The sequence below is a fragment of the Leifsonia sp. HAY1-4F genome, from assembly GCF_056755275.1.
Genome location: NZ_JBNDHX010000051.1, coordinates 1 through 26118 on the forward strand (window position 1 = coordinate 1; position 26118 = coordinate 26118).

Below are 26118 nucleotides of genomic sequence, written 5' to 3' on the forward strand. Positions count from 1 at the left end.
TCCGTCGTCGGCAGCGTCAGATGTGTATAAGAGACAGTCGTTCAGCTCCGCTGACCGACGGCCGCCGCGTCGTCTCACCCTGTCGTCGCCGCCCTCGCCGTCGCGGGCGCGACTGCGCCTGTACGGAACGTCTGCGGCTCGGCGAGCAACCGCAGACGTTCCACAACGCCGCACACACGAACTGCTCCGGCCGGTTCGTGACGGTGAGCGGTCGGCCCGACGGCGGGCGTTCGGCCTCAGAGGGTGAGTAGGACCTTGGTGGCGCGCCGCTCATCCATCGCCCGGTAGCCTTCGGCCGCCTCCTCCAGCGGGAGGGTCAGATCGAACACCGCTCCCGGGTCGATCTCGTCGGCCATGATGAGCCGGATCAGCTCGGGCAGGAACCGGCGGACGGGGGCGGGACCGCCGTGCAGGTGGACTCCGGAGAAGAACAGCTCCTCGCCGGGCAGTTCGACGTCGTGGGAGACGCCGACGTAGCTGAGGTGGCCACCAGGGCGGGTGGACCGGATGGCCTGCATCATCGGCTCCTGCGTCCCGACCGCCTCGATCACCGAATGCGCGCCGAGCCCGTGCGTGAGCTCCTTCACCTTCGCGACGCCGTCGTCGCCGCGCTCCTCCACGACATCGGTGGCGCCGAAGTATCGCGCGAGGGCTTGGCGGTCCGCGTGGCGGCTCATCGCGATGATGCGCTCCGCGCCCAGCTGCCTGGCGGCGAGGATGCCGAGGAGGCCGACCGCACCGTCCCCGACGACCGCGACGGTCTTCCCGGGAGCGGCCTCGGCCGCGACGGCGGCGAACCAGGCGGTGCCGAGCACATCCGAGGCCGCGAGCAGACCGCGCAGCTGGGCGTCCGTCGGGGTGCCGGGGACCACGACGAGTGTGCCGTCGGCGAGCGGGACCCGCAGCTTCTCGGCCTGCGTCCCGATCGCGCCCATCGGGACGGCGTGGACGCAGCGGGACTGGTACCCGGCCCGGCAGATCTCACAGGTGTTGTCGGAGGCGAAGAAGGAGCCGACGACGATGTCGCCGACGGAGAGCTCCTTCACCTCGTCGCCGATCTGCTCGACGACGCCGACGTACTCGTGACCCATCGGCGTCGGCCGGGTCACCGCGTCGGTGCCACGATACGGCCACAGGTCGGAGCCGCAGATGCAGGCCGCGGTGACCCGGATGACCGCATCGGTCGGCTCCTCGATGGCCGGGTCGTCGCGCTCTTCGACGCGGACATCCCGGGGGGCGTACATGACCACTCCACGCATGTAGGTGTTCCTTCCGGTTCAGGGTGACGGTTCCGGCCGCACCAGTATCCGATCCGGAATCCGTCACGACATCCCAGCCAAGCCCTTTCGGCGACCGCGAGGGAGACCCTGATGAGAGGTGTATTGGGAGGGCACCCCTGTAGCTCGTCCCCCTCTGGAGCTCCGCGTCGGTGCGTCGGCGGGACGAAGGGCCCTAGACGAGGACGGGAGACCTTGGCACTGTCGAGGCGTTGAGGCATTCGGTGACCGGAGGGAGATCAGGGTGGTCGCGAGCGAGACAGGCGCCGGCGTGTCCGAGGACGTCATCGACCGGGTCGACGCGTGGTGGCGTGCGGCGAACTATCTCTCGGTCGGTCAGATCTATCTGCTGGACAACCCGCTCCTGCGCGAGCCGCTGCGGCCGGAGCACATCAAACCCCGTCTGCTGGGTCACTGGGGCACCACGCCGGGACTGAATTTCGTCTACGCCCACCTCAACCGGGTCATCCGCGAACGCGACCTCGACACGCTCTTCGTCGCCGGCCCGGGCCATGGCGGTCCGGGCGTCGTCGCCTGCGCCTACCTCGACGGGACCTACAGCGAGCTCTACGGGCGCATCGGCCGCGATGAGGACGGGATGCGCCGGCTGTTCCGCCAGTTCTCGTTCCCCGGCGGCATCCCCAGTCACGCGGCGCCGGAGACGCCGGGCTCCATCCACGAAGGCGGTGAGCTCGGGTATGCGCTCTCGCACGCCTACGGTGCGGCACTGGACAATCCCGATCTTCTCGTGGCAGCTGTCGTCGGAGACGGCGAGGCGGAGACCGGTCCGCTCGCCACGTCCTGGCACTCGAACAAGTTCCTCAACCCGCTCACGGACGGCGTGGTACTCCCGATCCTGCATCTCAACGGGTACAAGATCGCGAATCCGACGGTTCTCGCCCGCATCCCCGAGGAGGAGCTGCTGTCGCTGATGCGCGGCTACGGCTACACGCCGCATCTCGTCTCCGGCGGTTTCGACGGCGAGGATCCGCGGGCGGTGCACCGACGGATGGCGATCGAGCTCGACCGGATCCTGGATGAGATCGCGGCCATCAAGAGCGCCGCAGCCTCCGGCGACCTCAGCGGACGGCCCGCCTGGCCCATGCTCATCCTGCGCACTCCGAAAGGGTGGACCTGCCCGCCGGTGATCGACGGGCATCCCGCCGAGGGGAACTGGCGCTCTCATCAGGTGCCGCTCTCCAATGCGAGGGACACCCCGGAGCACACGCGACTCCTGGAGAGCTGGATGCGCTCCTACCGCCCCGACGAGCTGTTCGACGACGACGGCGCGCCGGTCGGCCTCATCACTGCGCTGGCGCCGGACGGCCCGCGACGGATGAGCGCGAACCCCGCCGCGAACGGCGGCCGCCTGCGCACGGAACTGCGCCTCCCCGACTTCCGGGAGTACGCGGTGGACGTGCCGTCGCCGGGGGAGACGGTCGCCGAGGCGACGGCCGTACTAGGGACGTTCTTCCGCGACGTCATGCGGGCCAACCCCCACACGTTCCGGCTGTTCGGGCCGGACGAGACGGCATCCAACCGGTTGCAAGCGGTCTACGAGGTCACCGGAAAGCAGTGGAACGCCGAGTACTGGCCGATCGATGAGGACAATCACCTGACCCCGAGCGGCCGCGTCATGGAGATGCTGAGCGAGCATCAGTGCCAGGGCTGGCTGGAGGGATACCTGCTGTCGGGGCGTCACGGCGTGTTCAACTCGTACGAGGCGTTCATCCACATCGTCGACTCGATGTTCAATCAGCACGCGAAGTGGCTCAACTCGGCGCGGCGGATTCCCTGGCGTGCGCCGGTTTCCTCCCTCAACTACCTGCTGAGCTCGCACGTCTGGCGCCAGGACCACAACGGCGCCTCGCACCAGGACCCGGGGTTCATCGACCACGTGGCGAACAAGAAGGCGGATGTCGTCCGCGTCTACCTGCCGTTCGACGCCAACACGCTGCTGTCCACGTACGATCACTGCCTCCGCACCACCGGCTACGTGAACGTCGTCGTCGCCGGGAAGCAGCCGGCGCCGAACTGGCTCTCCATCGAGGACGCGGTGGAGCACTGCACACGTGGCATCGGCATCCTGGAGTGGGCGGGCACGGAAGTGGACGGTGAGGAGCCGGATGTGGTCCTCGGCTGCGCTGGCGACATCCCCACTCTCGAAGTGCTCGCAGCGGCGGACATCCTGCGGTCACGGTTGCCCGAACTGAAGGTGCGGGTCGTCAACGTGGTCGACCTCATGCGGCTCGAGAGCGCGGACCAGCATCCCCACGGACTCGAGGACGCCGGCTACGACGCCCTGTTCACGACCGACAAGCCGGTCATCTTCGCCTACCACGGGTATCCCTGGCTGATCCATCGGCTCACCTATCGCCGTGCGGGCCATGACAACCTGCACGTGCACGGCTACCGGGAGGAAGGCACCACCACGACGCCCTTCGACATGGTGATGCTCAACGATCTCGACCGCTACCGCCTGGCGATCGACGTGCTCGATCGCGTCCCTGGGCTCGCCGCCCGCGAAGCCCGGTTCCGGCAAGAGCTGGAGGACGCGCGGCTGCGAGCCCGGCAATACACGCGTGACCACGGCGAGGACATTCCCGAGGTGGCCGAATGGCGCTGGGGAGGAGGTACGCGCGCGAGCCGCCTCGACACCACCGGAGCCGACAACGTCTGACCAGACGAGTCAACATCGCCCTGGGGGTTACGTCTCGGTGGAGTGCCCGAGTTGTTCCCGCTCGCCTGTGACGGCGAGGATGGCGCGTTCCGCGCGGTGCTCGCTGCGACGGGCGCGGTCGACCCCGAAGAGATAGATGGCGTCGAGGATGCCGAGGGTGTTGGAGAGCAGGAGGGCGACGAACCACGGCTTGCTCTCGTTGCGTGCGGCGCGCCAGAGCGACGCGCCCTTCCAGGCCAGGCTCCACGCGACGGCCGCGCCGATCAGGGCTCGGCCCGCAGGTGGGAGTTCGCGGAACGGCATGGTGCGGCCTCTTTCGTTCTTCGCTCTCATGTCTCTACCTAAGCCTCCACCTGGTGCGGTGCGAAAGGCCGAAGGTCCTAACGGGTGGCCGAGATCCGGGGCAGGCTCGACATGACAACCGAGGTGAGGAGCGCGAATGCTGATGGAACTGACCCGTGATGAGATCGACGACGTCCTGGCGGACCAGATCGTCGGCCGTCTCGGCATGATCGACGACTCGACGCCCTATGTCGTTCCGATCCCGTACGTATACCGCGACGGGGATATCTACGCCCACACCGCCCAGGGGCGCAAGCTGAACGCTCTCCGCGCGCATCCCGAGGTGTGTTTCGAGGTGGACGACGTGTCCAGCATCGATCAGTGGCGCAGCGTGATCGCGTGGGGGCGGTTCGAGCAGTTGCTCGGAGCGGAGGCACGCGAGGGCTTGGACCTCCTGCTCGACCGCTTCCGCCCCATCTTCACCGAGTCCGGCAAGGAGCACCCCGGCGCCCAGATCGGAATGCTGCGTACGCTCGACATCCCACGCACGCCTACGGCAGGCGAAGAGGTCGGCCGGCCCGGGTCGTCGGCCGTCATCTACAGAATCCGGCTGGACACCGTCACCGGACGCGCGGGACAACCCGGATGAGCGACGGCAGGACGATCGTCGGCTTCGACGGAACAGCGTCCGCCTGGCGGGCGCTGGACTGGGCTGCGCTCCGAGTGGGCACCCGGGGCGGGACGCTGGATGTCGTCACGGCACTCGACACGCGGCTGGGCGCCGCCGTGCTGGGACCGCACGCGGACCTGTCGACGACAGTGGAGGCAGAACTGCGCCATGCGCAAGCCCATGTGAAGGTCCTCGTACCCGGCATCTCGGCCCGGTTCCGATGGGTCGATGGGCCGCCGGCCGGAGCGCTTCTCCGGGCAGCGGAGGGCGCATCGCTGCTGGCCGTCGGGACAGACCGGCGGACGGACGGGACGGGTGCGCGCATCGGTTCGCTTCCGCTGCGTGTCGCAGCGAAAGCGGAGTGCACCGTCGCCGTCATCCCGGACACTGAGCCACCCGAGCGGAACGCCGTCGTCGTCGGAATCGACCGGTCGACTTTCGCGCGCTCGGCCCTGGCGCTTGCCGTCACCGAAGCCAACTGGCTGGGAGCGGGCATCGAAGCGGTTCACGCCTGGGATGTGCCCGAGGTCTTTCAGCGCGCCCTCGACGAGGGGCAGACACTGGACAAGGACTTCCTCCGCAAGGAGCAGGAGGTGATCCCCGAGGCCATCGACGATGTCCCGATCGCCCGAGAAGCATCCATCACGCCGAGCACCGTGCGCCGGAACCCCGCCACGGCTCTCATCGAGCGCGGCCGGGGTGCGGCTCTGGTCGTCGTGGGCACTCGGGGCCGGGGACGCTTCGCGGCAGCGATGCTCGGCTCGGTCAGTCACGACCTGCTGCTCGATCTGCCCTGTCCGGTGCTGGTGACGTCGAAGGAGTACTCGTTCGTGGTCCCCGGCGACGGTTCGGACGAGGTGTGAAGGAGGAACGCGTTATGCAAGCGTCGAAGTCGGTATCGCCGCACATCGTCTGTGGTGTCGACGGCTCGGAGGAATCACGCCGTGCACTGCACCAGGCCGCGAAGCTCGCAGAGGCCCTCGGGACCCGGCTGGAGGTCGTGATGGCCTGGCAGCACTCGACGTCCATGTACGACGCGTACTTCCCGGAGCCGGGACGCACACCCAAGGTGGAGGCTTACGCCACGCTGGAGGAGCTCCTCCATGACGAGTTCGGCGACCAGGCACCGGAGTGGGTGCACCTGAATGCCGCGTTCGGGCACGCCGGCACGGTACTGATCGCAGCAGCGCAAGACGCGGAGATGCTGGTCGTCGGCAGCCGAGGGCTGAGCGGACTGGCGTCGCCGTTCCTGGGCTCGGTCAGCCTCTATTGCGCCAGTCAGGCGCCCTGCCTGGTCCTGGTCGTCCGCCCGGAGACAGCGCGTCCCCGCCAGGACGCGAACTCGACGCGCACGACTTCAGTGAGCGCCCGCGCACCCCGCAAGCCGGTCAGCTGATCAGCGTCGGCCGCGGTGCTCGAGCTGCAGCACGGCGGCCTGGGTGCGGCGCTCGAGGCCCAGCTTGGCGAGGAGTGAGCTGACGTAGTTCTTCACCGTCTTCTCGGCGAGCCCCAGCCGCTCGCCGATCTGGCGGTTGGTGAAGCCGTCGGCGATGAGGGCGAGCACTTGCCGCTCCCGCAGGCCGAGCGAAGCGAACCGCGGGTCGTCCGAGGGTTCTCGCAATTGGGAGGCGACCCGGGAGGCGACGCGAGGGTCGATCAGCCGCTTGCCGTGAGCGGCAGCCCGGATGTCGTCGAGCAGAGAGCTGCCGCGGATGTCTTTGATCACGTACCCGTCGGCGCCCGCGATGACGGCGGCGCGCAGCGCGTCCTCATCGTCGTAGGCGGTCAGCATCAGGCACCGGATGCCCGGCTCCTCCTGCTTGATCCGCCGGCAGACATCGATGCCGCTGCCATCGGGAAGCCGGACGTCCAGCACCGCGACGTCCGGCCGGACGGCGAGGATGCGCGCTCGAGCCTGGGCGGCGTTCGCCGCCTCTCCGACGACCTCCAGGTCTTCCTGCGCATCGATCAGGGCCACCAGGCCCCGCCGGACGATCTCATGATCGTCCGCCAGGAAGACGCGGATGCTCCTCGCCGTCATGCCGTTCCTCTCGTTGCCGGTACCGGGAGCTGGAGGCGCAGCCGCGTTCCGCCGGAACCCGAGTCCACCTGCAGCGCACCGCCCCTGCTGTGCGCCCGGACGTCGAGGTTGGCGAGGCCGCTCCGCCGGGTGGTGTCTCCGATGCCGTGACCGTCGTCGACGACGGTGACAGTGATCTCGTCGGCGGATGCCGACACGGACACGGAGGCCGAGGCAGCGCCGGCGTGACGGACGACATTGGTCAGGCCCTCGCGGACGAAGGCGGCGATGTCGTCGGCGAGCCCCGGCTCCGATACGACATCCACCGGCCCGGAGAAGGAGACCGTCGCCGGCTCCGGGAGGCTGCTGCCGACCTCATGCACGATGTCCAGAACGCGATGACGCAGGCTCCCGCCGCTGACGCTCTGGTGGGACAGCGCGAAGATGGCTGTGCGGATCTCCGCGATGGCCTGATCGATGGACGCGACCGCTCCATCCACCCGGTCGGCAAGCGCTCCCGGCCCGAGTGCGGACTCGATGCTCTGCAGTTCGATTCCGGCGCCGAAGAGCTGCTGGATGACATGGTCGTGGAGGTCGCGGGCGATGCGCGCACGCTCCTCCAGCAGGAGGGCGCGCTGGCGGTCGGCGCGGGCGGTGGCGAGCTCGAGCGCGAGGGAGGCCTGCCGGGCCAGCGCAGTCGCACGCTCCAGCTCGGAGGAGGTGAACCCCGCCGAGCCGGCCTCGCGCACAGCCACCAGCGCGGCCGGCCGGTCGTCGGCCACGGCGAAGGGAGCGACCAGGGCCGGCCCAGCCCTCCATCCGGCTTCACCCGGCATGATCGGCAGCGCATCGAGTCGCAGCGGCTGCTCCCCCTCGAGCGCACTGCGGACCTGGTCCACGGCGATCACTCTCTCGGCCAGTGCTCGACCGTTCTCGGCTACGGCGGTGACGCTCGCCGAACGGTGAACCGGATCCAACTCCACGACGAAGACGGCTTCCGTTCCCATCAGGGCGGAGACACGAGCGATCAGCTCACCGAGAGCGTCAGGGGACTCGCCGCCGAGTACGGACGCCGTGAGCTCGGCAGCGGCCGCCGTCCACGCCTGCCGTGCGGACGACTCGGCGTACAGCCGGGCGTTGTCGATGGCGAAGCCGGCGGTGGCTGCCAGCGCCTTCACCAACTGTTCGTCGTCCTCGCTGAAGCCGCCTGATTCGGGGTCGGTCAGGTAGAGATTGCCGTACACGGTGTCGCGGACGGTGATCGGGACGCCGAGGAACGCCGTCATGGCTGGATGGCCCGGAGGAAAACCGGCCGAGCGGGGGTCGCTGGAGATCGACTCGATGCGGATCGGCCGCGGGTCATCGATCAGTGCGCCGAGCAGACCGTGGCCTTCCGGCAGGTGCCCGATGCGTTCCACATCGTCAGGGGCCATCCCGACATGGACGAACTGCTCCAGCCCTCCGCCCTCGGCGATGACGCCGAGCGCTCCATAACGGGCACCGACCAGATCGACGGCGGCCTCGGCGATGGTGCGCAGCACGGTCGGCAGATCGAGGTGGGAGACCACCGCCCGGTTCGCGGCCACCAACGTGCGCAGGCGGCCTTGCGTCTGAAGCACCCGGTGGGCCTGCTCCAGCAGTTGTGCGAGGGCGTCGTCGAGTTCTGCCCGAGGTGCGTCCGGGAAGGTGATCGGCTCATCCGCCTCCATCACGCCCTCCCTGTCGCGCCCCGTCGAGGTGACAGCCGGCTACGAGCGGCTTGGCGGCGATTCTACTCTCGGCGAAGCGGGTGACATCCCGGGAGGGATCAGGTCCCGCGGGACCTAGGACCCTTCGACTCGGACCGGCGCCCGGCGAGACTGCAAGCGGAGGTACTCATGAACATCCGGGAGTTCGTCGTCGGAGTAGACGGATCGGTGCCCGCACGGGCCGCCCTCCGCTGGGCGATCGCGCACGCACGCGAGCGCTCGGCCAGGGTGACGCTGGTGCATGTGGCGGACGACGAATGGGGAGCGGTCGGCTCGCAGCTGATCGACGAAGTGGATGCCGGGGCCAGGAGACGGCTCGACGAGGAGCTTGCGAGCGCCCGATCCACCGCCTCTCCCACCGTTCCCATCTCCGGCGAACTCCGGTCAGGGAGCCCGATGGTTGTCCTGGCCTCGTACAGCAACCCCGAGACCATGCTCGTCGTCGGCACGCACAAGACCGGGTTCCACTACGGCCGGGCGTTCGGCTCGCGCAGCCTGCAGCTCGCCAACCTGGCTGTCGGGCCGGTGGCGATCGTCCCCGAGACGGAGTCGCGACTGCGGCGGGGTGTGGTGGTGGGTGTCGACGACACTCCGGCCGGCTTCGCTGCTCTCGACCTCGCGGCGGACCTGGCCTGCGACCACCACTGCGAGCTCGTCGCCGTCCGCTCGTCCAGCCTCGCTATTCCTGTCGAGCTGGATCGCGATGACGAGCGGCGCGACTGGCAGCTGCGGCGCGACGACGAGACACGTGGCCTTCTCGCAGCCGCTGTGGCGCGAGCCCGCCACCGCCAGCCGGGAATCACCATCCGCAGCCGCGTCGTGCGCCGGACACCGGGAACCGCCCTCAACGAGGTGGCCCGCGCGGCGGAACTCCTCGTGGTCGGGGATTCGCGCCGAGAAGAGCCGCGGCCGGGCAGCCTCGGTTCGGTGGCGTACGACGTCCTGCTCAATGTGTCGTCGCCGACCATCGTCGTCCACGCGCCGGTGCCGAGCCTGCCGGAGGCAGGCCAAGCAGCTGCGCACCTGCCGGAAGGAGAGAGCCATGTCGTCGGATGAGCCGGTGCAGGAGCTGAACCGAGCCGAATGCCGGGAACTGTTGAAGCGGGGCGTGCTCGGACGCCTGGCGACCGCCGCGGGGGGCGAGCCGGACATCTTCCCGGTGAACTACTTCTCGGACGGGGACACCATCCTGATCCGTACAGCCCCCGGAACCAAGCTGCTCGAGTTGACGGTGCACAGTTCCGTGGCCTTCGAGACGGACGGGTACACCGACGAGGAGGCCTGGAGCGTCATCGCGCACGGCCATGCCCGCCAGCTGGATCACCAGGCCGAGATCGACGAAGCGGATCGCGCCCCTCTTCAGCCCTGGATCCCGACCCTGAAGTACCGCTACATCACCATCGAGGTCGAAGGCCTGAGCGGTCGGCGGTTCCGTCGTCTGCCCGAGCCGGAGCGCTGGTGACCCAGGGAGAGGCACCTCCCATGTCCGGCAACGACCAGACCGAGTCCGCTGTCGCCGAGCTGGAGGACCGGATCCATCCGGGAGGACGGATCGTCGTCGGCGTGGACGGCTCGGCATCCTCGCTCTCCGCGTTGCGCCGCGGCGCCCGCATCGCCGAGCGTCTCGGCTGTGCGCTGGTCGGCGTGACCGTGTGGGAGTTCCCGCAGTCGTGGCCCGGCTACGTCATGGAGGGCTGGTCGCCGGAGGCGGACGCGCACGCGATCGCGGAGCAGGCGTCCCGTGAGGTGTTCGGGTCGACGGCGCCGCCCTGGTACTCCATCGTCATCCGCAATGGGTCCCCGGCGCGGCAGCTCATCGCCGAGTCGGAGGGTGCCGAAATGCTGATCGTCGGAAGTCGCGGGCTGGGTGGATTCACCGGACTGCTGCTGGGATCGGTGTCCCGGTCGAGCGTGGAGCACGCGGACTGTCCGGTGCTCGTGATCCACGGTGCGGAGGGCGCCGGCCGGATCTGAGGCCGCCCGACGCCCCCGCCCCCCCGCAGCGAAGCGTGCCCGTGTCAGCGCGGCAGCGGCATCCGGAGTGCGCCGGCGATGGTCGGGCCCCACGCGCGGGCGCGGTCGAGTTCCCCCGCCAGCAGCGCGCTCTCCTTGTCGACCAGGAAGCTCTCCTTGGGGAGAAGGGGGTGCGTGCCGAGGCGCCGGAGCCTCTTCTCGATGCGGGATGCGGCCGATCCGGTGAAGAGCTCTGTCATGTCGGCACGGGTGTCGAACGCGGCGAACAGGGAAGGCACCTGCCCGCACGTCTCCAGCCATTCCCGCATCCCGAGCCCCTCGGCATCCGGCTCCAGGGTGAGGTGGCGGGCGGCGTCATCCGCCCACCTGCCGGCCTCGGTCCGGGAGGCCGGACGGCTGAGGCCGTGGGCATGGGTCGGTGCTCCGGCGATCAGGAGGTCGGCGTCGACGATCGACTCCGGGGCGTCTTTCACCGCGAGCACCGTCACGGATGCGGTCGGTCTCAGCCCATCGGCGATCGCTTCTGCGATGCGCCGGGTGCTGCCGAACATGGACTCGTAGACGATCGTCGCGCGGGCGACAGGTTCTGTCTCATTCATCCCACGACTGTGACCGACCGCCGGCCGGGCGCACAGGGCCGAAGGTCACTACTCCCGCAGGGGACCTTCGGCACTACGACGATGGTCCGGGCCGAGCGAGGCTTGCCGTGTTCACGCTTTCGAGTATGGAGGTCCCGATGTCGTACACCATCATGGTCGCGGTGGACGGCGAGCCCGGTCATCGGGCCGCCCTGGACTGGGCGGCAGAGCGTGCCGCCCGCGACGGCGCACGTCTCGAGCTGGTCCACGTGATCGAGCGATCGTGGAGCGACAGCGGCGAGCAGCCGGCTCGGCTTCTCGAACGGGCCGGGAGGTCTCTGCTGGCGGCCGAGGGGCGGATCGCCGTCCGTCGCGCACGCTCGGTGCTGGATCGCCGGAGCGCGCCGAGCACCGAGCCGGGGAGCCTGCGCACGCAGGCGCCCGACATCGAAGTGGGCACCCGGCTGCTGTTCGGCCACGTCGGTCGCGAGCTCGCCGCGGCGTCGGCCGACGCCGACCTCATGGTGATCGGGACGCCGTCGGAGGCGGACCGCCGGCAAGCGTTCGCCGGTTCCATCGCTGTCCGCGTCGCCGCCGTAGCAGGATGCAGCGTCGCCGCGATCCCTCATGGCTGGCAGGCGAGCGGTCGGGGCGTGGTCGTCGGCGTGGACGGCGAACTGCCGGCCGAGCCCGCGGTGGCGTTCGCCGCCGACGAGGCGAACCTGCTGGGGGAGTCGCTGACGATCGTCTGCGCGGGCTACATCGCCAACCCACTGCTCGCGGGCCTGGTGCCCGAGATCTCGCTCGACGACCGACGAGAGCGCATCGTGGAGGCCGCAGCACAGGGGGTGGGGGCTGCGCATCCTCGACTGACCGTCTTCACGGAGGTGGTGGAGACCTCACCGGCTCGGGGGCTGGTGGCAGAGGCCGCTGGTTCACGGATGCTCGTGATCGGCACCCATGACCGCCACGGGGCCCGGCGCATGATGCTCGGCTCCGTGGGGCATGACGTGCTCCTCAACGTGCGGACACCTGTCGTGGTGGTGCGCGGCCGCTCTCCTCGATCCGCTCAGCCGGCCGACCGGTGATCGACGCTCCTGCCACTTCCGGTGGCAGCGCGAGGAGCCCGGTACGCGACGCGAGCGCGCGCGCGAGCACCGATGTTCTGGTGTCGCTGGGAACATCCAGCACCGGACTGACGGATCAGGAGGCCGCAGCGCGCTTGGCGCGGATCGGCCCGAATGCGGTGCGCGGGCATCGCGCGCGGCCGGGCCTCGTCCTGCTGCGACAGGTACGCAGTCCGATCCTCGTGCTGCTGTTCGTCACCGCCGTGGTGTCCGCGTTCGTCGGTCAAGGGGTGGAGGCATCGATCATCGCGATCATACTGCTGGTGAGGGTCGGCCTGGGATTCGTGAACGAGTTCCGCGCCGAGCGTGCCGCGGACGCCCTGCACGACCGGCTCCGCCACACGGTGGTCGTCGTCCGAGACAGCCGTCGGCGAAGCGTGGACGTGACCGAACTGGTGCCGGGGGACCTCGTCGTCCTCGCGGTGGGAACGGTGGTGCCCGCCGACCTGCGGCTCATCGAGGCGTCGGGTCTCGCCTGCGACGAGAGCATCGTGACCGGCGAGGCCGAAGCCGCCGGCAAGACGACGATGCCGGTGCCTGACGGCGCCGGCATCGGTGACCTCGCGTGCTGTGCCCTGATGGGGACCGTAGTGCACACGGGCGGGGGCATGGGCGTCGTGGTGGCGACCGCGGGCGAAACGGAGTTCGGCAGGATCGCCGTCGGGCTGGCCGAAGCGCAGCCGCAGACCGAGTTCCAGCGGGGCCTCGGGAGATTCTCGATCTTCCTGCTGGTCGTCGCGCTCATCCTCACTTCCATCATCTTCGCCGCCGCTCTGCTCCTGGGCCGCCCGCTGATCGAGTCGCTGTTGTTCTCCCTCGCCATCGCCGTCGGGATCACTCCGCAGCTGTTGCCGGCCGTGGTGAGCACGAGTCTGGCCGAGGGGTCGAGGACCCTGGCACGCCGGCGGGTACTAGTGAAGCGGATGGTCTGCATCGAGGACCTCGGGGACCTCGACCTCCTGGTGACGGACAAGACCGGAACGCTGACGACCGGCCGGATCGCGTTCGACCGCGCTGCCCCGGTGGGCTCGGCACGAGCGGAAGACGTTCTTCTCTCCGGACTTCTCGCCACCGATACCGATCCGGCCGGAGCCGACGAGATCGGCGCGAACCCGCTGGACGAGGCGCTTCGGCAGGCGCCGGGAGCATCGTCCGCACCGCTCGCGGCCTATCGCCGCCTGGGCGTTCGGCCGTTCGACCACGAGCGCCGCCGGTGCACAGCGCTCGTTCAGGCCGCCGGGGCGGAGTCGGTCGTCACGGTCAAGGGGGCGCCGGAGTCGGTGCTTCCGCTGTGCGTCGGCACGACGGACGATGCCGCGTCCGTACTCGCCCGCCTCTACGACGAGGGGGCCCGCGTGGTAGCTGTCGCCTCGCGTTCGGCGGCCGGGGCGACGTCCGTCGACGACGATGCTGAGCGGGGGCTCGTCCTCCAGGGGTTCCTGGCCTTCGCGGACGCCGTCAAGCCCGAGGCCCGGGAATCGCTGCGCCGGCTCTCCGAGCTGGGAGTCGAGGTCAAGATCGCCACGGGGGATGGCGCCGTCGTGGCGGAGCGGGTGTGCGCGCAGCTCGGCATGAAGACCCGGGGGACTCTGACGGGCGACGCCGTGGATGTTCTGAGCGACCCGGACCTGATCGAGGCAGCACGCACAGCGTCGGTCTTCGCGCGTGTCTCGCCCGAGCAGAAGGCCCGCATCGTCAAAGCGCTCCGCAGGAAGGGCCGCGCGGTCGCATTCCTCGGTGACGGCGTCAACGACGCGCTCGCGCTGCACAGCGCCGACGTCGGCATCTCGGTCGACTCAGCCGTGGATGTCGCGAAGGACGCCGCCGACGTACTGCTGCTCGAGAAGGACCTCGGCGTGCTCGCCGACGGGGTCACCGAAGGCCGCCGGATCTTCGCCAACACCATCAAATACGTCCTGATGGGGACCTCCAGCAACTTCGGCAACATGTTCAGCGCCTCCATCGCCTCCATCGTCCTCCCGTTCCTGCCGATGCTGCCGGGTCAGATCCTGCTGAACAACCTGCTGTACGACTCCAGCCAGCTGGCCATCCCCTCCGACCACGTCGACGCGGAGCAGCTGCGGATGCCCGCGCACTGGGACATCGGCGCGATCCGCCGCTTCATGCTGCTGTTCGGGCCGATCAGCTCCCTGTTCGACTTCGCCACCTTCGGGCTCATGCTGTTCGCCCTGCACGCCGCGCCGCCCGAGTTCCGCTCGGGGTGGTTCATCGAGTCGATCGCAACCCAGACCATGATCGTGTTCGCCGTCCGCACCCGCCGCGTCCCCTTCCTGCGCAGCAGGGCCTCTCTCCCTCTGACCGTGTCGGTGCTCGCCGTCGTGGCCGTCGGCACGTGGCTGCCGTACTCGCCGCTCGCCGGGCTGCTCGGGTTCACGCCCCTCCCGGCGCCGTTCCTGCTGGCGCTGGCCGGGATGGTGCTGGCATATCTGCTGCTGGTGGAGGCCGCGAAAGCCTGGTACTACGCCCGCCTGGTGCGGCCGACCCCCGTGCTGGAGCGGCGGCGCGCCTACGGGCACCGAGTCGCACGGCGGGCGTCCCGGTTCACGGCGCGGTCGCCGCGCTCTGTGCGGCAACGGCCACGCTGACCGTCTCGCCGAACCCGGGCGCCTGGGCCGTCCGCCGTTTGGACCTGCGCCCGGATCGCTTCATCCTGCCCGTGCCGGCGCGGGACCTTCGGCCCGCACCGTGCCCCTCTCGAGGCCGAGACTGGCGGCAACCGAAAGGAGCCGTCCATGCGCGCAGCCGTCGTGAGCCGTTACCACGAGCCGCTCACCCTCGAGAACCGACCCATTCCGTCCCCCGGTCCTGGCCAGGTCCTGGTCCGCCTGGAGGCGTGCGGTCTGTGCCACACCGACATCCACGCCATCGGCGGCGACTGGCCGGTGCAGCCCGGACTGCCCTTCGTGCCCGGCCACGAAGGGGTCGGCATCGTGGAGCGTCTGGGCGAGGGAGTCACGAGCCGTGAAGTCGGCCAGCGTGTCGCCCTTCCGTGGCTCGGCTCCGCGTGCGGAGAGTGCCGTTACTGCATCGACGGCCGCGAGAACCTGCGCGAGCGGCAGCAGAACACCGGGTACTCGTTCGACGGCGGGTATGCGGAGTACATGCTCGCCGATGCGCGCTTCGCCACACCCGTGCCCGACGGCGTCAGCCCGCTCGACGCCGCACCGCTCACCTGCGCGGGAGTCACCACGTACGCGGCCGTGAAGAACGCGAAGGTCGTACCGGGTGAGCGCGTCGCCGTGTTCGGCATCGGCGGTCTCGGCCACCTCGCCGTGCAGTATGCACGGCTGGTCGGCGCACAGGTCGTCGCCGTCGACATCACCGAGGAGAAGCTGGAGCTCGCCATCGAGCTCGGCGCCGATCATGCGGTCAACGCGGCCGAGGTCGACCCGGTCCAGGCCATCCAGCATCTCGGCGGAGCCGACGTCGCCATCGTCCTGGCTGTCGCCCCGGCGGTCTTCGATCAGGCGTTCCGCTCGCTCAACCGTGGCGGACGGCTCGTGCTCGTGTCGCTTCCCGCCGACGGCACTCTGACCGTCCCCGTCTTCGACACGGTGCTCAAGGGCATCTCGATCATCGGCTCCATCGTCGGGACGCGCCAGGACCTCGTCGAGGTGTTCGAGTTGCATGCCGCCGGCCGGACCCGCGTCGTCGCCGCCCGCCGGGACCTCGCCGATGTCAATGACGCCGTCGCCGAGGTTCTCGCCGGCGACGTGCCCGCCCGGCTGGTGTTCACCTATGATTCCGGGTTGCCGGTGGAGGCGGCCTCAGAGACCGCAGCGGGGACGTCCGCCGGATGACGGCTCCTGCACGCCGCACGGTCTGGACGCGCCCTGTCCGACTGCTGACCCGGTACTGGTTGGTGGCGCTCACGCTTCTCGTGGGCGCCGCCTCCGCGGTCTCGGCGCTCGTCGGCGAGTCCGGCATCGCGACCTGGCTGGCCGGCGGGTTCGCCCTCGTCGTCGCGATCGGTTACGCCGTCCGCATGTTGAGAACGCTGCGGGCCGGTGGGCTCGGGGTGGATCTGCTCGCCGTCGTGGCGATCGCCGCGACGGTCCTGGTCGGCGAGGTGGCCGCGGCGCTCATCGTCGTGCTGATGCTCGCCGGTGGAGAAGCCCTCGAGGACTACGCGAACCGGCGCGCACGGCGCGACCTCGACGCCCTGCTCCAGCGCGAGCCGCGTTCGGCCCACCGGTTCGAGGATGCGGGAAGCGGTGCAGTGCAGGACATCCCGATCGAGGAGGTACGGGTCGGCGATGTGCTGCTCGTCCGGCCGGCCGAGGTCGTTCCGGTGGACTCCATCCTGCTCACCCCGCACGCGGCGTTCGATGTGTCATCCATCACCGGCGAGAGCATGCCGGCGGAGAAGCGGCAGGAGGACCAGGTGCTGAGCGGCAGCGTGAACGGCACCGCAGCCGTCCGTGTCCGGGCGACCCAGCTCGCCGTCGACAGTCAGTACCAGCAGATCGTCGCCCTCGCGGCCACAGCGTCGCGGAGCAAGGCCCGCGTGGTCCGGCTCGCCGACCAGTTCGCGATTCCGTTCACCGCCTTCGCGCTGGCCTTGGCCGGCGCCGCGTGGTTGGTGAGCGGGGACCCGGTCCGGTTCGCAGAGGTCCTCGTGCTCGCGACACCGTGCCCGCTGCTCATCGCGGCGCCTGTCGCCTTCATCGGCGGGATGAGCCGCGCGGCGCGATCCGGGCTCATCGTGCGAAGCGGTGGTGTCTTCGAGACCCTTGCCCGCGCGCGTACGGTCGTCTTCGACAAGACGGGGACTCTGACCACCGGCGCTCCGGTGCTGCAGGAGGTGCGACCGGCAGCGGGGTTCGACCCCGATGACGTGCTGGCTCTGGCCGCCAGCGCTGAACAGTACTCTTCCCACGTCCTCGCCTCTTCGGTGGTCCGCGCCGCTTCCGAGCGCTCGCTGCCTCTTCGCGCAGTCAGCTCAGCTGAGGAGCGCGCCACGGATGGTGTGCTCGCGCGCGTCGGCGACCGTACGGTGGCCGTCGGCAAACTCTCGTTCGTCCGTTCGCTGGCCCCAGCCGCCGTCCGTGAACGCATCGAACCTGGCGAACTCGCCGTATATGTCGCCGTGGACGGGGCCCCCGCGGGTGCGCTCATCGAGCGCGACCCTCCCCGGAGGAACGCCGCAGCGACGCTTCGTGCCCTGGGCGATCTCGGTGTTCCGAACATCGAGCTCCTCACCGGCGATGCGGAGGAGACTGCGGCCGGCGTCGCGCGGGAGCTGGGCATCACGCGCTTTCAGGCGGAGTGCCTGCCCTCGGACAAGGTCGCCCGTGTTGCATCCATCGCCGAGCGCCCCGTGGTCATGGTGGGCGACGGGGTGAACGACGCTCCCGTGCTCGCCAGCGCGGATGTCGGTGTCGCGATGGGGGCGAAAGGAGCCACGGCAGCGAGCGAGTCGGCGGATCTCGTCATCCTCGTCGACGACATCGGCAAGCTGGTGGATGCGGTGGCGATCGCACGACGCACGGTCGCCATCGCCCTGCAGAGCATCTGGCTCGGCATCGCAGCCTCGGTACTGCTCATGGGCGTCGCTGCTTTCGGCGTCATTCCCGCCATCGCCGGCGCGCTCCTGCAAGAGGTGGTGGATCTGGCCACGATCCTCGCTGCGCTCCGCGCTGCCGTCGGCTCGGGCGTCCACAGCCCCCGGAGAGATCAGGACACGTCGGCGATCAGTGCGCAGCGCTCAGAGCCATTCGGCCACTCCGCCGTGTGAGGAGCAGGTTCCCCGTCGCGTCTGGCTGAAGCTGTAGGTCCCGTCGTTGCACTTGGCTGTGGCACCCGGGGGTGCGCCCGCTGACGTCTCCGGTCTGCAGACGGTGTTGCCGGCACTGTTCACGTAGGTTCCGTTCGTGCACGTCGGAGCAGCCGGTGCAGGAGGGGGAGGAGGGGCGACGTACGTGCCGACGGTCGTCACCTGCGCGACGGGCGGAGTGGTGACGACGTCGCTCTGCAGCACCCTGGTCGTCTCGACGCCGTCCGAGTAGGTGACGAGATACGTCTTCGTCTCCACGCCGTTCGCGCCGGCGGTCGTGACCTCAGAGGTGCCCTGCGGCACCGTCGCGCTGTCGACGGTCGTGGACGTGAACGGGATGACGGCGGTCTCGGCGACGACCTTGGTGGTGATGACGGGCGTTGGGGTAGGAGACGGGGTCGGCGTCGATGAAGAGACGACGCCGTGTGTCACGCTCGCCGGTGTGGACGTTTCAGGATGAGTGGCGCCGTACGCCCCGGAGGAGCCGAGCAGAATGACGAAGGCGATCGCCGCGCCGATACCCCCGACGGCACGTTTGCGAGGCAGCCTGAGCCAGGTGGGCCGGCGGAACGCCCATCCGTAGATGGCGGTCGGGAGCACGACGAGGGCAGCGAGGAAGATCATCATCCAGACGCCACCCGACGCCAGCCCGATCAGGGCCAGAAGAGCGGTGCAGCCGATGCCGATCCAGGTCGTCACGGGCACTTTTCGAAGTGGACCGACGCTACTCTTCCGATCGGTCGGCGGCGGCGTGGTCATGGTGCTCCTCGGGTAAGTGACGACACCTCAGTTTGTTGGTTCGGCAACCCGCGGTCCTGCCCCAGTTGTGGGGACGAGTGCGCACGTACGGAACGTGTGCGGTGCGGCGAGCACCAGCAGACGTTCCGAACAGCCGCACTTACGGAAGACAGCCGCACAGGCGGGGGCGGGGCACCCGGGAGGCAGGGCTCAGCAGACGGCGTTCTCGAGCGTCCCGATCCCGTCGATGGTGATCGCGACGCGGTCGCCCGGCCGGACGGGGATCGAGGTGCCGGGGGCTCCGGTGAGGATGACGTCGCCCGGGCCGAGCTCCATCCACGCACTGACGTACACGAGCACGTCGATCAGGGACGACGGCAGGAGGGCCGTCGAGGACACGAGCTGCTCGGTGCCGTTCACCGCCATGTGGATGTCGCGGTCGCCAGGGTGGTGCAGCTCCGTTTCGATCCAGGGGCCGATCGGTGTGTAGTTGGTGCCGTTCTTCACCTGGCTGAACTTCTCGTCCACGTGCACCTGTCCGGCGTTCGTGACATCGTTCACGATGGAGTAGCCGAAGACGGCATCCATCGCGTCGTCCCGGGTAAGCCGGCTGCAGCGCGTCCCGATGACGATCGCCAGCTCGCCCTCCATGTTCACCGTTCCGATGCCGTCGCGGTAGGGGACCTCGTCGCCGGGGCCCGCGACCGTGCGGGACGACTTGAGGAAGGCCTGGATCGGGAGGCGATGGTCGTTGGCGCCCTTGTTGTGCGAGATGCCGACGACCACCGTCGGTTCCCACGGCGCCAGCAGCTCGACGCCTTCGACGGCGTAGATTTCTCCGGTGTAGACGAGGTTCGGCGCGAACGGATCCTCGATGCCGGCCCAGGCCTCGCCCGTGTGGATGACCGATCGCGGCCCGTCGTCGGTGCGGAGTCGCGCGATCCGCATCAGTCGTCCTGGCCGGCGCCCCAGAGGCGCAGCACGACTTTGCTCGAGACGGCCGGGTCGGAGGCGGTTTCGAAGGCGGCGATCGCCTCGTCGGCCGGGAACGTGTGCGTGACGACCAGGTCGAAGAGCGGGTCGTCCGTCAGCATCCGGATGGCCGTGTCGATCTCGGTGTCGAACCGGAAGGCACCGCGCAGGTCGATCTCGCGGCTGACCAGCTCCGAGAGGGCGTACGGCTCCGGGGTGGCGGGCACCATGCCGATCTGCACCACGACACCTCCGCTCGCCACAGCCCGGATGGCGGACGTGACGGCCGCCGGGACGCCGGCCGCCTCGATCACGACGTCGAAGGCGCGTTCGGTGACCGGCTCCGAGCGCAGGGCGAACGTTCCGGCGGCGCCGAGCCGCGTGGCGAGAGCGAGCGGGCGTTCGAGCACATCCGAGGCCCACACCTCCCATGCGCCCAGCCGCACGGCTGCGCGCAAGGCGAGCAGCCCGATGGGACCGGATCCACTGATCAGCACCTTCTTGCCCGCCACGCCACCGGCACGGGAGAGTCCGTGCAGGCCGACGGCCAGGGGTTCGGCAAGCACGCCGCGTTCGAGCGGCAGCGTCCCGGGCAGCACGCGCACCTGGTCGGCGCGTGCTGTGAACAGCTCCGAGAAGCCCCCCTGCGTGTGGGGATGCGTCGCCGCGCTGCCGAGATACCGAGCGCCCGGGCTGATCGTCGGCCGCAGCGGGTCGAACTCCCGGTTGCCCCGGTCGTAGGTCGCAGGATGCAGCGTCACCGCCGTCCCCGGGGCCAGCGCCGCCGCCGGGTCGGTTTCGGCTCTGCCGTCCTGCACCACGCGACCGGCGACCTCGTGGCCGAGCACCAGCGGCTCGGTGATCGCGAAGGACCCGACGCGGCCCTCCTTGTAATAGTGGAGGTCCGAACCGCAGATGCCGCCGTGCGTCATCCGGATCAGGACCTGGTCCGGTCCCGGGCTCTGCGGGGTGCGCTCTTCGATGCGCAGATCACCGGCGCCGTGGGCGACGAGTGCCTTCATGGGAGTGCCTTTCGGTGGGTCAGACGACCGCGGTCATGCCGCCGTCGACGTAGATGATCTGTCCGCTCACGAAGTCGGACGCCGGGGAGACCAGATACAGCAGCGTTCCCACCAGTTCGTCGACGGAACCCCAGCGGCCTGCGGGGGTGCGTCCACGGACCCAGGCGCTGAACGCCTCGTCGTCGACCAGGGCCTTGGTCAGCTCGGTGGCGAAGTAGCCGGGGGCGAGCGCGTTCACCTGGATGCCGGAGCCGGCCAAGTCGGCGCACATCCCGCGCGTGAGCATGACGATGCCGCCTTTGGAGGCCGCGTATGGTGCGATCCCCGGCCGGCCGAGCTGGCTCTGCACGGAGCCGATGTTCACGATCTTGCCGCCACCCCGCGCGGCCATTCCGCGCGCGACGCGCTGCCCGACCAGGAAGGCGCTGGTCAGGTTCGACGCGAGGATGGCGTTCCAGTCCTCGACGGGGAAGTCCAGGAATGGCGCCCTGCGCTGGATGCCGGCGTTGTTTACGAGGATGTCGATGGGCGCGACGTCGCGTTCGATCTCGTCGATGCCCTCGGCGACCTGCCGGGGGTCGGTCACATCGAAGGTGACCACGTGCACGTCTGCGTCGTGCCGTTCACGGAGTTCGGCGGCGGTGGATCGCGCGACGTCCGCATCCCGTCCATGGATGACGACCCGGGCGCCCGCAGCGCTCAGCCCTTCGGCCAGGGCCTTTCCGATGCCCCGGCTCGATCCGGTGACGAGTGCCGTCTTTCCTCGGATGTCGAACAGCCGGTGGGGGTTCACGTGGTCCGGCATGGGCGCTCCTTCATGCTCGCAGCCGGACCGACTCCCGTTCCGGCATCACGGACAAGGTATCACTATGCTGAACGCTGTCCATCATATTGGACAGCGGGCTGAACTCGATCAGCGATCGCTGGTGAGCACCATCGGGTTCGAGAGCCGCTCGACCGCCGAGCGCAGCGCCTCGACGACGCGGTCGCGATGGTCCGCGGAGTCATCCGTGCGGAACATGGAGGCGCCCATCGCCATCGGCACGTCGCCGCTCGACCGCGGGGGGATCGGCATGGCGATTCCCACCACGCTCGGGAACACTTCGCCTTCGTCCAGACTGTATCCGCGCTCCCTCGTCGCCGCGAGCTTGGCCTGCAGCGCATCGAGGGTCTGGACGGACTTCTCGGTCAGCCGCGGCCACTCGCTGACGTGCGAGAAGCGCTCGGCCACCTCCTCCGGTTCGAGATTCGCGAGCAAGGCGTTCCCGATGGCGGTCGGTGCGGCAGGGAACCGGTCGCCGATCGTCGCAGAGAGCCGCAACGGGGCGCGTCCCTCATGCCGGGCGAGATACAGAACGTTGGTTCCGTCGAGCACCGCCAGCTGGAGGAGTTCGTGGCTGAGCACAGGAGACTCCGCGCACAGCTTGTAGAACTCGCGCACCTGATCGAACGACCGCAGGAACGCACCGCCGAGTTCCAGATTGCGGCGACCGAGCGTGTAGCCGCCATCCGTGCGCTGGATCATGTCGCCGTCTTCCAGCGCGACGCAGAGATTGGAGGTGGACGACTTGGCGATCCCGAGCGCTCGCGCGATCTCGCTCAAGCTCAGCGGTGAACCATGCGCATCCGCCAGGAGCCCGAGGATCGCGACAGCGCGCGTCACCGCCGGCGCCGGACCCCGGTCGCTGAGGGCATCGGTCGTCATCCGCCGACCTCCTTCGCTGCCAGCACGAGCGTAGTGGCACGTGTCATGGTTAGTAGAACTCCCGCTTGTTGATGAGGTTCCGGACGCGCCGGCCGTCGAGCAACCGGGTCGCGTTGTCGGCGAAGAGCTCGGCGATGAGCCGGTCCTCGGCCGAGGTGAGCGCTGCGGTGTGCGGGCTGATCACGACGTTGGGCAGCTGCCAGAGCGCGCTGTCGGCGGGGAGCGGCTCGACGGCGAAGACGTCGAGCGCGGCGAAGCCGACCCGGCCGTCCTGCAGAGCGGAGACGAGCGCATCCTGGTCGATGACGGTTCCGCGCCCGATGCTCACGAAGGTCGTGCCGGCTGAGAGCCGGGCGAGCACCTCCTCGCTCACGAGCTTCTCGGTGGCATCGGTCCCGGGCAGGGTCACGACGATCGCGTCGACCTCGCCGGCCACCTCGGCCAGACGGGAGGGATGGACGATGCGCTGAACGTGCTTCACGGGCTCGTCCGCGCGGCTCGTGCCCCACACCGTCGCGCCGAGCGCGTCGAGAGCCTGCGCCGTCGCGCGGCCGATGCTTCCCAGTCCGACGACGAGGATGGTCTGCTCGCTGACCTGACCCATCGTCCAGCGGTCGCTCCACTCGCGGGCGTCCTTGAGGGCGCGCAGCCGCGGCAGGTCCTTGGCGCCGGCGAGGACGCCGAAGACGGCGAACTCCGCCAGCGAACGGGCGTGCACGCCGGCCGAGCTCGTCAGGACGAGCCGGGCGAGGTCGGCATCGCTGAGGCGCGCGGCCTTCACCTGGCCGCCGCCGCCCGCGGCCATCGTGTGCACCCAGCGCAGCTGCGTGTTGGCCGACACCGTGCGGGCGAGAGCGGCGGGAGACTCGTCCGGGATGCCGTAGAGGGCGTCGGCCGAGTCCAGGATCGCTTCGAAGGCCGACTGCTGGCGCGGGCTGCGTACGAAGGCGGGATCGCCTCCGTGATCGCCTGGCCAGCGCATCGGCGCGAGGAGGGACTGATCCCGCACCAGGCGGACGCGCGGCTCGCGGGTTTCGATGAACTGGCAGAGCTCTTCGCTGAGGGGCGTGGCCACCCCGACGGTGAGGGTGCGGTCAGGTGGCTGGATCACAGTGTCGCTTTCGGTATCGGTGCTGGTTGAGGGCGAATTCGAGAGGCTGAACTCCTCGACTTCTCCATTCATTGTGTTGAACCCTGTTCGTTATGCTGGACCCATGATGAGCGTAACAGCGCAGCCGGTTGCTCTTCGAGTGGGATTCATCGGTCTCGGGGTGATGGGGCGGCCGATGGCTCTCAACATCCTCCGAGCCGCCGAGGCCTCGGGCCTGAGCCTGACCGTGACGGCCCGGCGCCGCGAGAGCGTCGACGACGTGATCGCCGCCGGCGCCCACTGGGCGGACTCCCCACGCGAGGTCGCGTCGGCGTCCGATGTGATCGTGATGATGCTGCCGGACCTGCCAGAAGCCGAGGCGGTCCTCGACGGCCCGGACGGGCTGCTCGCCGGCGTCGAGGGGCCGCTGGTCCTCTGCATCGGCTCGACGTCGTCCCCGGACGGCGTGCGTGAGCTCGGCGCCAGACTCCGGGAGACCTCCAGCGGCAGGGTGCGCGTACTCGACACCCCTGTGAGCGGCGGTGAGGACGGCGCGATCGGCGGCACCCTCTCGGTGATGGTCGGCGGGAGTCCGGAGGACTTCGCGACGGCCAGGCCCGTTCTGGAGGCGGTCGGGCGTCCCGTGCTGCTGGGCCCGCTCGGCGCGGGTGAGGTGGCCAAGGCGTGCAACCAGATGGTCGTCGCGGCCACGGTGCTCGCCTGGGGCGAAGCGTGCGTCATCGCCGAGCGCAGCGGGCTCGATGTGGGCGCCCTCCTCGACCTGCTGGCCGGTGGGTACGCCGGCAGCCGGGTGCTGGAGACACGCAAGGCGCGTTTCGTGGACAAGGATTACCGCCCTTCCGGTGCTGCGAAGTACATGGTCAAGGATCTGAGGTTCGCCACCGACGAGGCCCGGAAGTCCGGGACGGTGACGCACCAGCTGGATGCGCTGAGGGAGTCGTTCGAGGAGTTGACCGCCGCCGGGTTCGGCGACCAGGACATCGCGGTGACGCGCGCCTGGGTCGAATCGCTCCCGGCGGCGACGGCGGCGCCCGCGGAGTGAGCGGAGCGAGAAGGGGAGGCTCGGCGACCGAGCCTCCCCTTCTCGTGACTCACTTGCCCCAGACCTTCTTGTAGACGTCGCGGTACCCGCTGGCCGGATCGAACACGTCGCCGGTCGGCACGTTCTGCTTGGTGATGAGGCCCGGTGCCGGAACGAATCCGGACCACTGCTGTCCCGCCAGAGCGCGGTTCACCTCGTCGACGATCTCCCAGCCCTCCATGGTGAGCGGCTCGGCGACGGTCGCCGCCTGGTAGTCGACCGAGCGGATGCGCTGGAACTCGGCGGAGTCACCGTCTCCCGCAGCCACCGACTTGGGCGTCCCGGCCGGGTCCTTGCCTGCGGCACGGAGAGCCTGCTGGGCGCCACCGAAGTAGTTGCCGTTGATGGCGAGGAGGTAGGTCAGCTTGTCGCCGTCCTTCTGGAGCAGGTTCGAGATGATCCCCGGCATCCGCTGATCGGCGTCAGCGATGGGGGAGTCCTGGTAGCTGAGGACGCTGCATCCCGAGCATGCCGTGATGTATGCCTGCATGGCCTTCGCCTTCTCCACGGCGATCTGGTACTGGCCATCGGTGAAGATCGCCACCCCGGCCTTGCCGTTCGAGTCGGCGACCGCGAACGCCGCCGCCAGCTGCGAGACCGCGAGCGGGTCCGTGGAGACGTTCGCGAACAGCCCGTTGCCCGGGCCGGTGCTCGCTCCGGCGTGCCAGCCGACGACCGGGATCTTCGCGTCGTTCGCGGTCTTGATCGTCGCGGCCTGCTCGGTGGGGTCGAACCCGCCCAGCACGATGGCTGCCGGCTTGGATGCGATGGCCTGGTTCAGCGCATCCGTGCGTCCCTGCGCCGTGGCCTTGCCGTCGTACACGTTGACCTTCCAGCCGATGACCGCGGCAGCCTCTTTCACACCCTCGGCGACCGTGTTCACGCCGCCGTTGGTCAGGTCGCTGCCGACGTAGGCGACAGTGGCGCCCGCCTGCTGCGCCTTGGGGCCGGACGACTTGGGCGAGAAGCCGGTGCTGGCGGACAGGCTGTCGGCCACGAGCTTCTTGGAGGCGGCGACGATGTCGCCGCTGGGGATGATCGATGCGTAGGCGTTGGCCGTCGCGGCCGGCGTGGACGTGGTTCCGGCGCCCACCGAGGCGCTGGAACAGCCGGTGAGGATGAGGGCTGCTGCGGCGGGGATCGCGGCGAAGGCCAGCGCCCTGGCGCGGTGTTTCTTGGTGATCATGTCGGTTCCTTCTCTTGGTGTCGTGGCCGGCGACGGTGCCGGCTCCTCGGGTCAGGTTCGGGTCGTGCTGGTGCTGGATAACGCTGTCTCGTCCCGTGCCGACGCGGATGGGGCTGTCTCTTATACACATCTGACGCTGCCGACGACGGA

General features: G+C 69.6%; 25 protein-coding genes. 13 read left to right on the forward strand and 12 right to left on the reverse strand.

Going from position 1 to position 26118, the window contains the following annotated elements:
• A partial coding sequence (locus ACPYOG_RS11085) for a hypothetical protein (RefSeq protein ID WP_481294284.1) occupies positions 1 to 251 on the forward strand: 251 nt, incomplete at its 5' end.
• Here the strand turns inward: ACPYOG_RS11085 and ACPYOG_RS11090 are convergent.
• Positions 237 to 1259: a zinc-dependent alcohol dehydrogenase family protein gene (locus ACPYOG_RS11090; protein WP_481294285.1), complete on the reverse strand. Its 1023-nt coding sequence runs from the start codon at positions 1257 to 1259 to the stop codon at positions 237 to 239. The genes ACPYOG_RS11085 and ACPYOG_RS11090 overlap by 15 nt on opposite strands.
• Before the next feature lie 262 nt (positions 1260 to 1521).
• On the opposite strand from ACPYOG_RS11090, the gene ACPYOG_RS11095 reads away from it, so the two are divergent.
• On the forward strand, positions 1522 to 3957 hold the full coding sequence (locus tag ACPYOG_RS11095) for a phosphoketolase family protein (protein ID WP_481294286.1): 2436 nt from the start codon (positions 1522 to 1524) through the stop codon (positions 3955 to 3957).
• A gap of 27 nt (positions 3958 to 3984) precedes the next feature.
• Here the strand turns inward: ACPYOG_RS11095 and ACPYOG_RS11100 are convergent, their stop codons facing one another.
• Positions 3985 to 4260, reverse strand: coding sequence for a DUF5652 family protein (locus ACPYOG_RS11100; RefSeq protein ID WP_481294287.1), 276 nt, complete (start codon positions 4258 to 4260; stop codon positions 3985 to 3987).
• A gap of 142 nt (positions 4261 to 4402) precedes the next feature.
• On the opposite strand from ACPYOG_RS11100, the gene ACPYOG_RS11105 reads away from it, so the two are divergent.
• Genes ACPYOG_RS11105 through ACPYOG_RS11115 form a run of 3 tightly spaced genes read left to right on the forward strand, consistent with a single transcriptional unit; the run spans position 4403 to position 6305 of the window.
• Positions 4403 to 4888, forward strand: coding sequence for a pyridoxamine 5'-phosphate oxidase family protein (locus ACPYOG_RS11105; protein WP_481294288.1), 486 nt, complete (start codon positions 4403 to 4405; stop codon positions 4886 to 4888).
• A complete protein-coding gene (locus ACPYOG_RS11110; protein WP_481294289.1) occupies positions 4885 to 5772 on the forward strand; it encodes a universal stress protein in 888 nt (295 codons plus the stop codon). Before ACPYOG_RS11105 ends, ACPYOG_RS11110 begins: the two co-directional genes overlap by 4 nt.
• A gap of 14 nt (positions 5773 to 5786) precedes the next feature.
• Positions 5787 to 6305 (forward strand): universal stress protein, encoded by a 519-nt coding sequence (locus tag ACPYOG_RS11115; protein ID WP_481294290.1) that lies wholly within the window; start codon positions 5787 to 5789, stop codon positions 6303 to 6305.
• On the opposite strand, the gene ACPYOG_RS11120 is transcribed toward ACPYOG_RS11115, so the two are convergent.
• Positions 6306 to 6950, reverse strand: coding sequence for a response regulator (locus ACPYOG_RS11120; protein ID WP_481294291.1), 645 nt, complete (start codon positions 6948 to 6950; stop codon positions 6306 to 6308).
• Positions 6947 to 8638, reverse strand: a complete 1692-nt coding sequence (locus tag ACPYOG_RS11125; RefSeq protein ID WP_481294292.1) for a GAF domain-containing sensor histidine kinase — start codon at positions 8636 to 8638, stop codon at positions 6947 to 6949. The genes ACPYOG_RS11120 and ACPYOG_RS11125 overlap by 4 nt, the downstream gene beginning before the upstream one ends.
• 168 nt (positions 8639 to 8806) lie before the next feature.
• On the opposite strand from ACPYOG_RS11125, the gene ACPYOG_RS11130 reads away from it, so the two are divergent.
• From ACPYOG_RS11130 to ACPYOG_RS11140, 3 genes are read left to right on the forward strand one after another with little or no spacing between them, the layout of a single operon-like run.
• Positions 8807 to 9733 (forward strand): universal stress protein, encoded by a 927-nt coding sequence (locus ACPYOG_RS11130; RefSeq protein WP_481294293.1) that lies wholly within the window; start codon positions 8807 to 8809, stop codon positions 9731 to 9733.
• Positions 9720 to 10139 carry a pyridoxamine 5'-phosphate oxidase family protein gene (locus ACPYOG_RS11135; protein ID WP_481294294.1) on the forward strand — a complete coding sequence of 140 codons (420 nt, stop codon included), beginning with the start codon at positions 9720 to 9722 and terminating at the stop codon, positions 10137 to 10139. Before ACPYOG_RS11130 ends, ACPYOG_RS11135 begins: the two co-directional genes overlap by 14 nt.
• Positions 10140 to 10159: 20 nt before the next feature.
• Positions 10160 to 10651, forward strand: a complete 492-nt coding sequence (locus ACPYOG_RS11140) for a universal stress protein (protein ID WP_481294295.1) — start codon at positions 10160 to 10162, stop codon at positions 10649 to 10651.
• Positions 10652 to 10695: 44 nt separating this feature from the next.
• On the opposite strand, the gene ACPYOG_RS11145 is transcribed toward ACPYOG_RS11140, so the two are convergent.
• A complete protein-coding gene (locus ACPYOG_RS11145) occupies positions 10696 to 11250 on the reverse strand; it encodes a flavodoxin family protein (protein WP_481294296.1) in 555 nt (184 codons plus the stop codon).
• Between the two features lie 137 nt (positions 11251 to 11387).
• Here ACPYOG_RS11145 and ACPYOG_RS11150 point away from each other — a divergent pair, with 137 nt between their 5' ends.
• The 4 genes from ACPYOG_RS11150 to ACPYOG_RS11165 all read left to right on the forward strand — a co-directional run bounded on the left by ACPYOG_RS11150 (position 11388) and on the right by ACPYOG_RS11165 (position 18114).
• Complete coding sequence (locus ACPYOG_RS11150) at positions 11388 to 12317, forward strand: universal stress protein (RefSeq protein WP_481294297.1); 930 nt, start codon at positions 11388 to 11390, stop codon at positions 12315 to 12317.
• Positions 12314 to 14962, forward strand: a complete 2649-nt coding sequence (mgtA, locus tag ACPYOG_RS11155) for a magnesium-translocating P-type ATPase (protein WP_481294298.1) — start codon at positions 12314 to 12316, stop codon at positions 14960 to 14962. Before ACPYOG_RS11150 ends, mgtA begins: the two co-directional genes overlap by 4 nt.
• Positions 14963 to 15109: 147 nt before the next feature.
• Positions 15110 to 16177: a zinc-dependent alcohol dehydrogenase gene (locus ACPYOG_RS11160; RefSeq protein WP_481294299.1), complete on the forward strand. Its 1068-nt coding sequence runs from the start codon at positions 15110 to 15112 to the stop codon at positions 16175 to 16177.
• The gene (locus ACPYOG_RS11165) at positions 16174 to 18114 is read left to right on the forward strand and encodes a heavy metal translocating P-type ATPase (protein WP_481294300.1); all 1941 of its coding nucleotides are present in this window, start codon (positions 16174 to 16176) and stop codon (positions 18112 to 18114) included. The genes ACPYOG_RS11160 and ACPYOG_RS11165 overlap by 4 nt, the downstream gene beginning before the upstream one ends.
• Here the strand turns inward: ACPYOG_RS11165 and ACPYOG_RS11170 are convergent.
• From ACPYOG_RS11170 to ACPYOG_RS11195, 6 genes are all read right to left on the reverse strand, one after another.
• Positions 18085 to 18852, reverse strand: coding sequence for a DUF3761 domain-containing protein (locus ACPYOG_RS11170; RefSeq protein ID WP_481294301.1), 768 nt, complete (start codon positions 18850 to 18852; stop codon positions 18085 to 18087). The two genes, ACPYOG_RS11165 and ACPYOG_RS11170, sit on opposite strands and share 30 nt — an antisense overlap.
• Before the next feature lie 249 nt (positions 18853 to 19101).
• The gene (locus tag ACPYOG_RS11175; protein WP_481294302.1) at positions 19102 to 19839 is read right to left on the reverse strand and encodes a fumarylacetoacetate hydrolase family protein; all 738 of its coding nucleotides are present in this window, start codon (positions 19837 to 19839) and stop codon (positions 19102 to 19104) included.
• Positions 19839 to 20885: an L-idonate 5-dehydrogenase gene (locus tag ACPYOG_RS11180; RefSeq protein ID WP_481294303.1), complete on the reverse strand. Its 1047-nt coding sequence runs from the start codon at positions 20883 to 20885 to the stop codon at positions 19839 to 19841. The genes ACPYOG_RS11175 and ACPYOG_RS11180 overlap by 1 nt, the downstream gene beginning before the upstream one ends.
• A gap of 19 nt (positions 20886 to 20904) precedes the next feature.
• Entirely contained in the window at positions 20905 to 21690 is a 786-nt protein-coding gene (locus ACPYOG_RS11185) for an SDR family oxidoreductase (RefSeq protein WP_481294304.1), read from the reverse strand.
• A gap of 108 nt (positions 21691 to 21798) precedes the next feature.
• Positions 21799 to 22590, reverse strand: a complete 792-nt coding sequence (locus ACPYOG_RS11190; RefSeq protein WP_481294305.1) for an IclR family transcriptional regulator — start codon at positions 22588 to 22590, stop codon at positions 21799 to 21801.
• A gap of 49 nt (positions 22591 to 22639) precedes the next feature.
• Entirely contained in the window at positions 22640 to 23701 is a 1062-nt protein-coding gene (locus tag ACPYOG_RS11195) for a D-2-hydroxyacid dehydrogenase (protein WP_481294306.1), read from the reverse strand.
• A 103-nt stretch (positions 23702 to 23804) separates the two neighbouring features.
• On the opposite strand from ACPYOG_RS11195, the gene ACPYOG_RS11200 reads away from it, so the two are divergent.
• The gene (locus ACPYOG_RS11200) at positions 23805 to 24743 is read left to right on the forward strand and encodes an NAD(P)-dependent oxidoreductase (RefSeq protein ID WP_481294307.1); all 939 of its coding nucleotides are present in this window, start codon (positions 23805 to 23807) and stop codon (positions 24741 to 24743) included.
• Between the two features lie 49 nt (positions 24744 to 24792).
• On the opposite strand, the gene ACPYOG_RS11205 is transcribed toward ACPYOG_RS11200, so the two are convergent.
• Entirely contained in the window at positions 24793 to 25968 is a 1176-nt protein-coding gene (locus ACPYOG_RS11205) for an ABC transporter substrate-binding protein (RefSeq protein WP_481294308.1), read from the reverse strand.
• Positions 25969 to 26118: the final 150 nt, after the last annotated feature.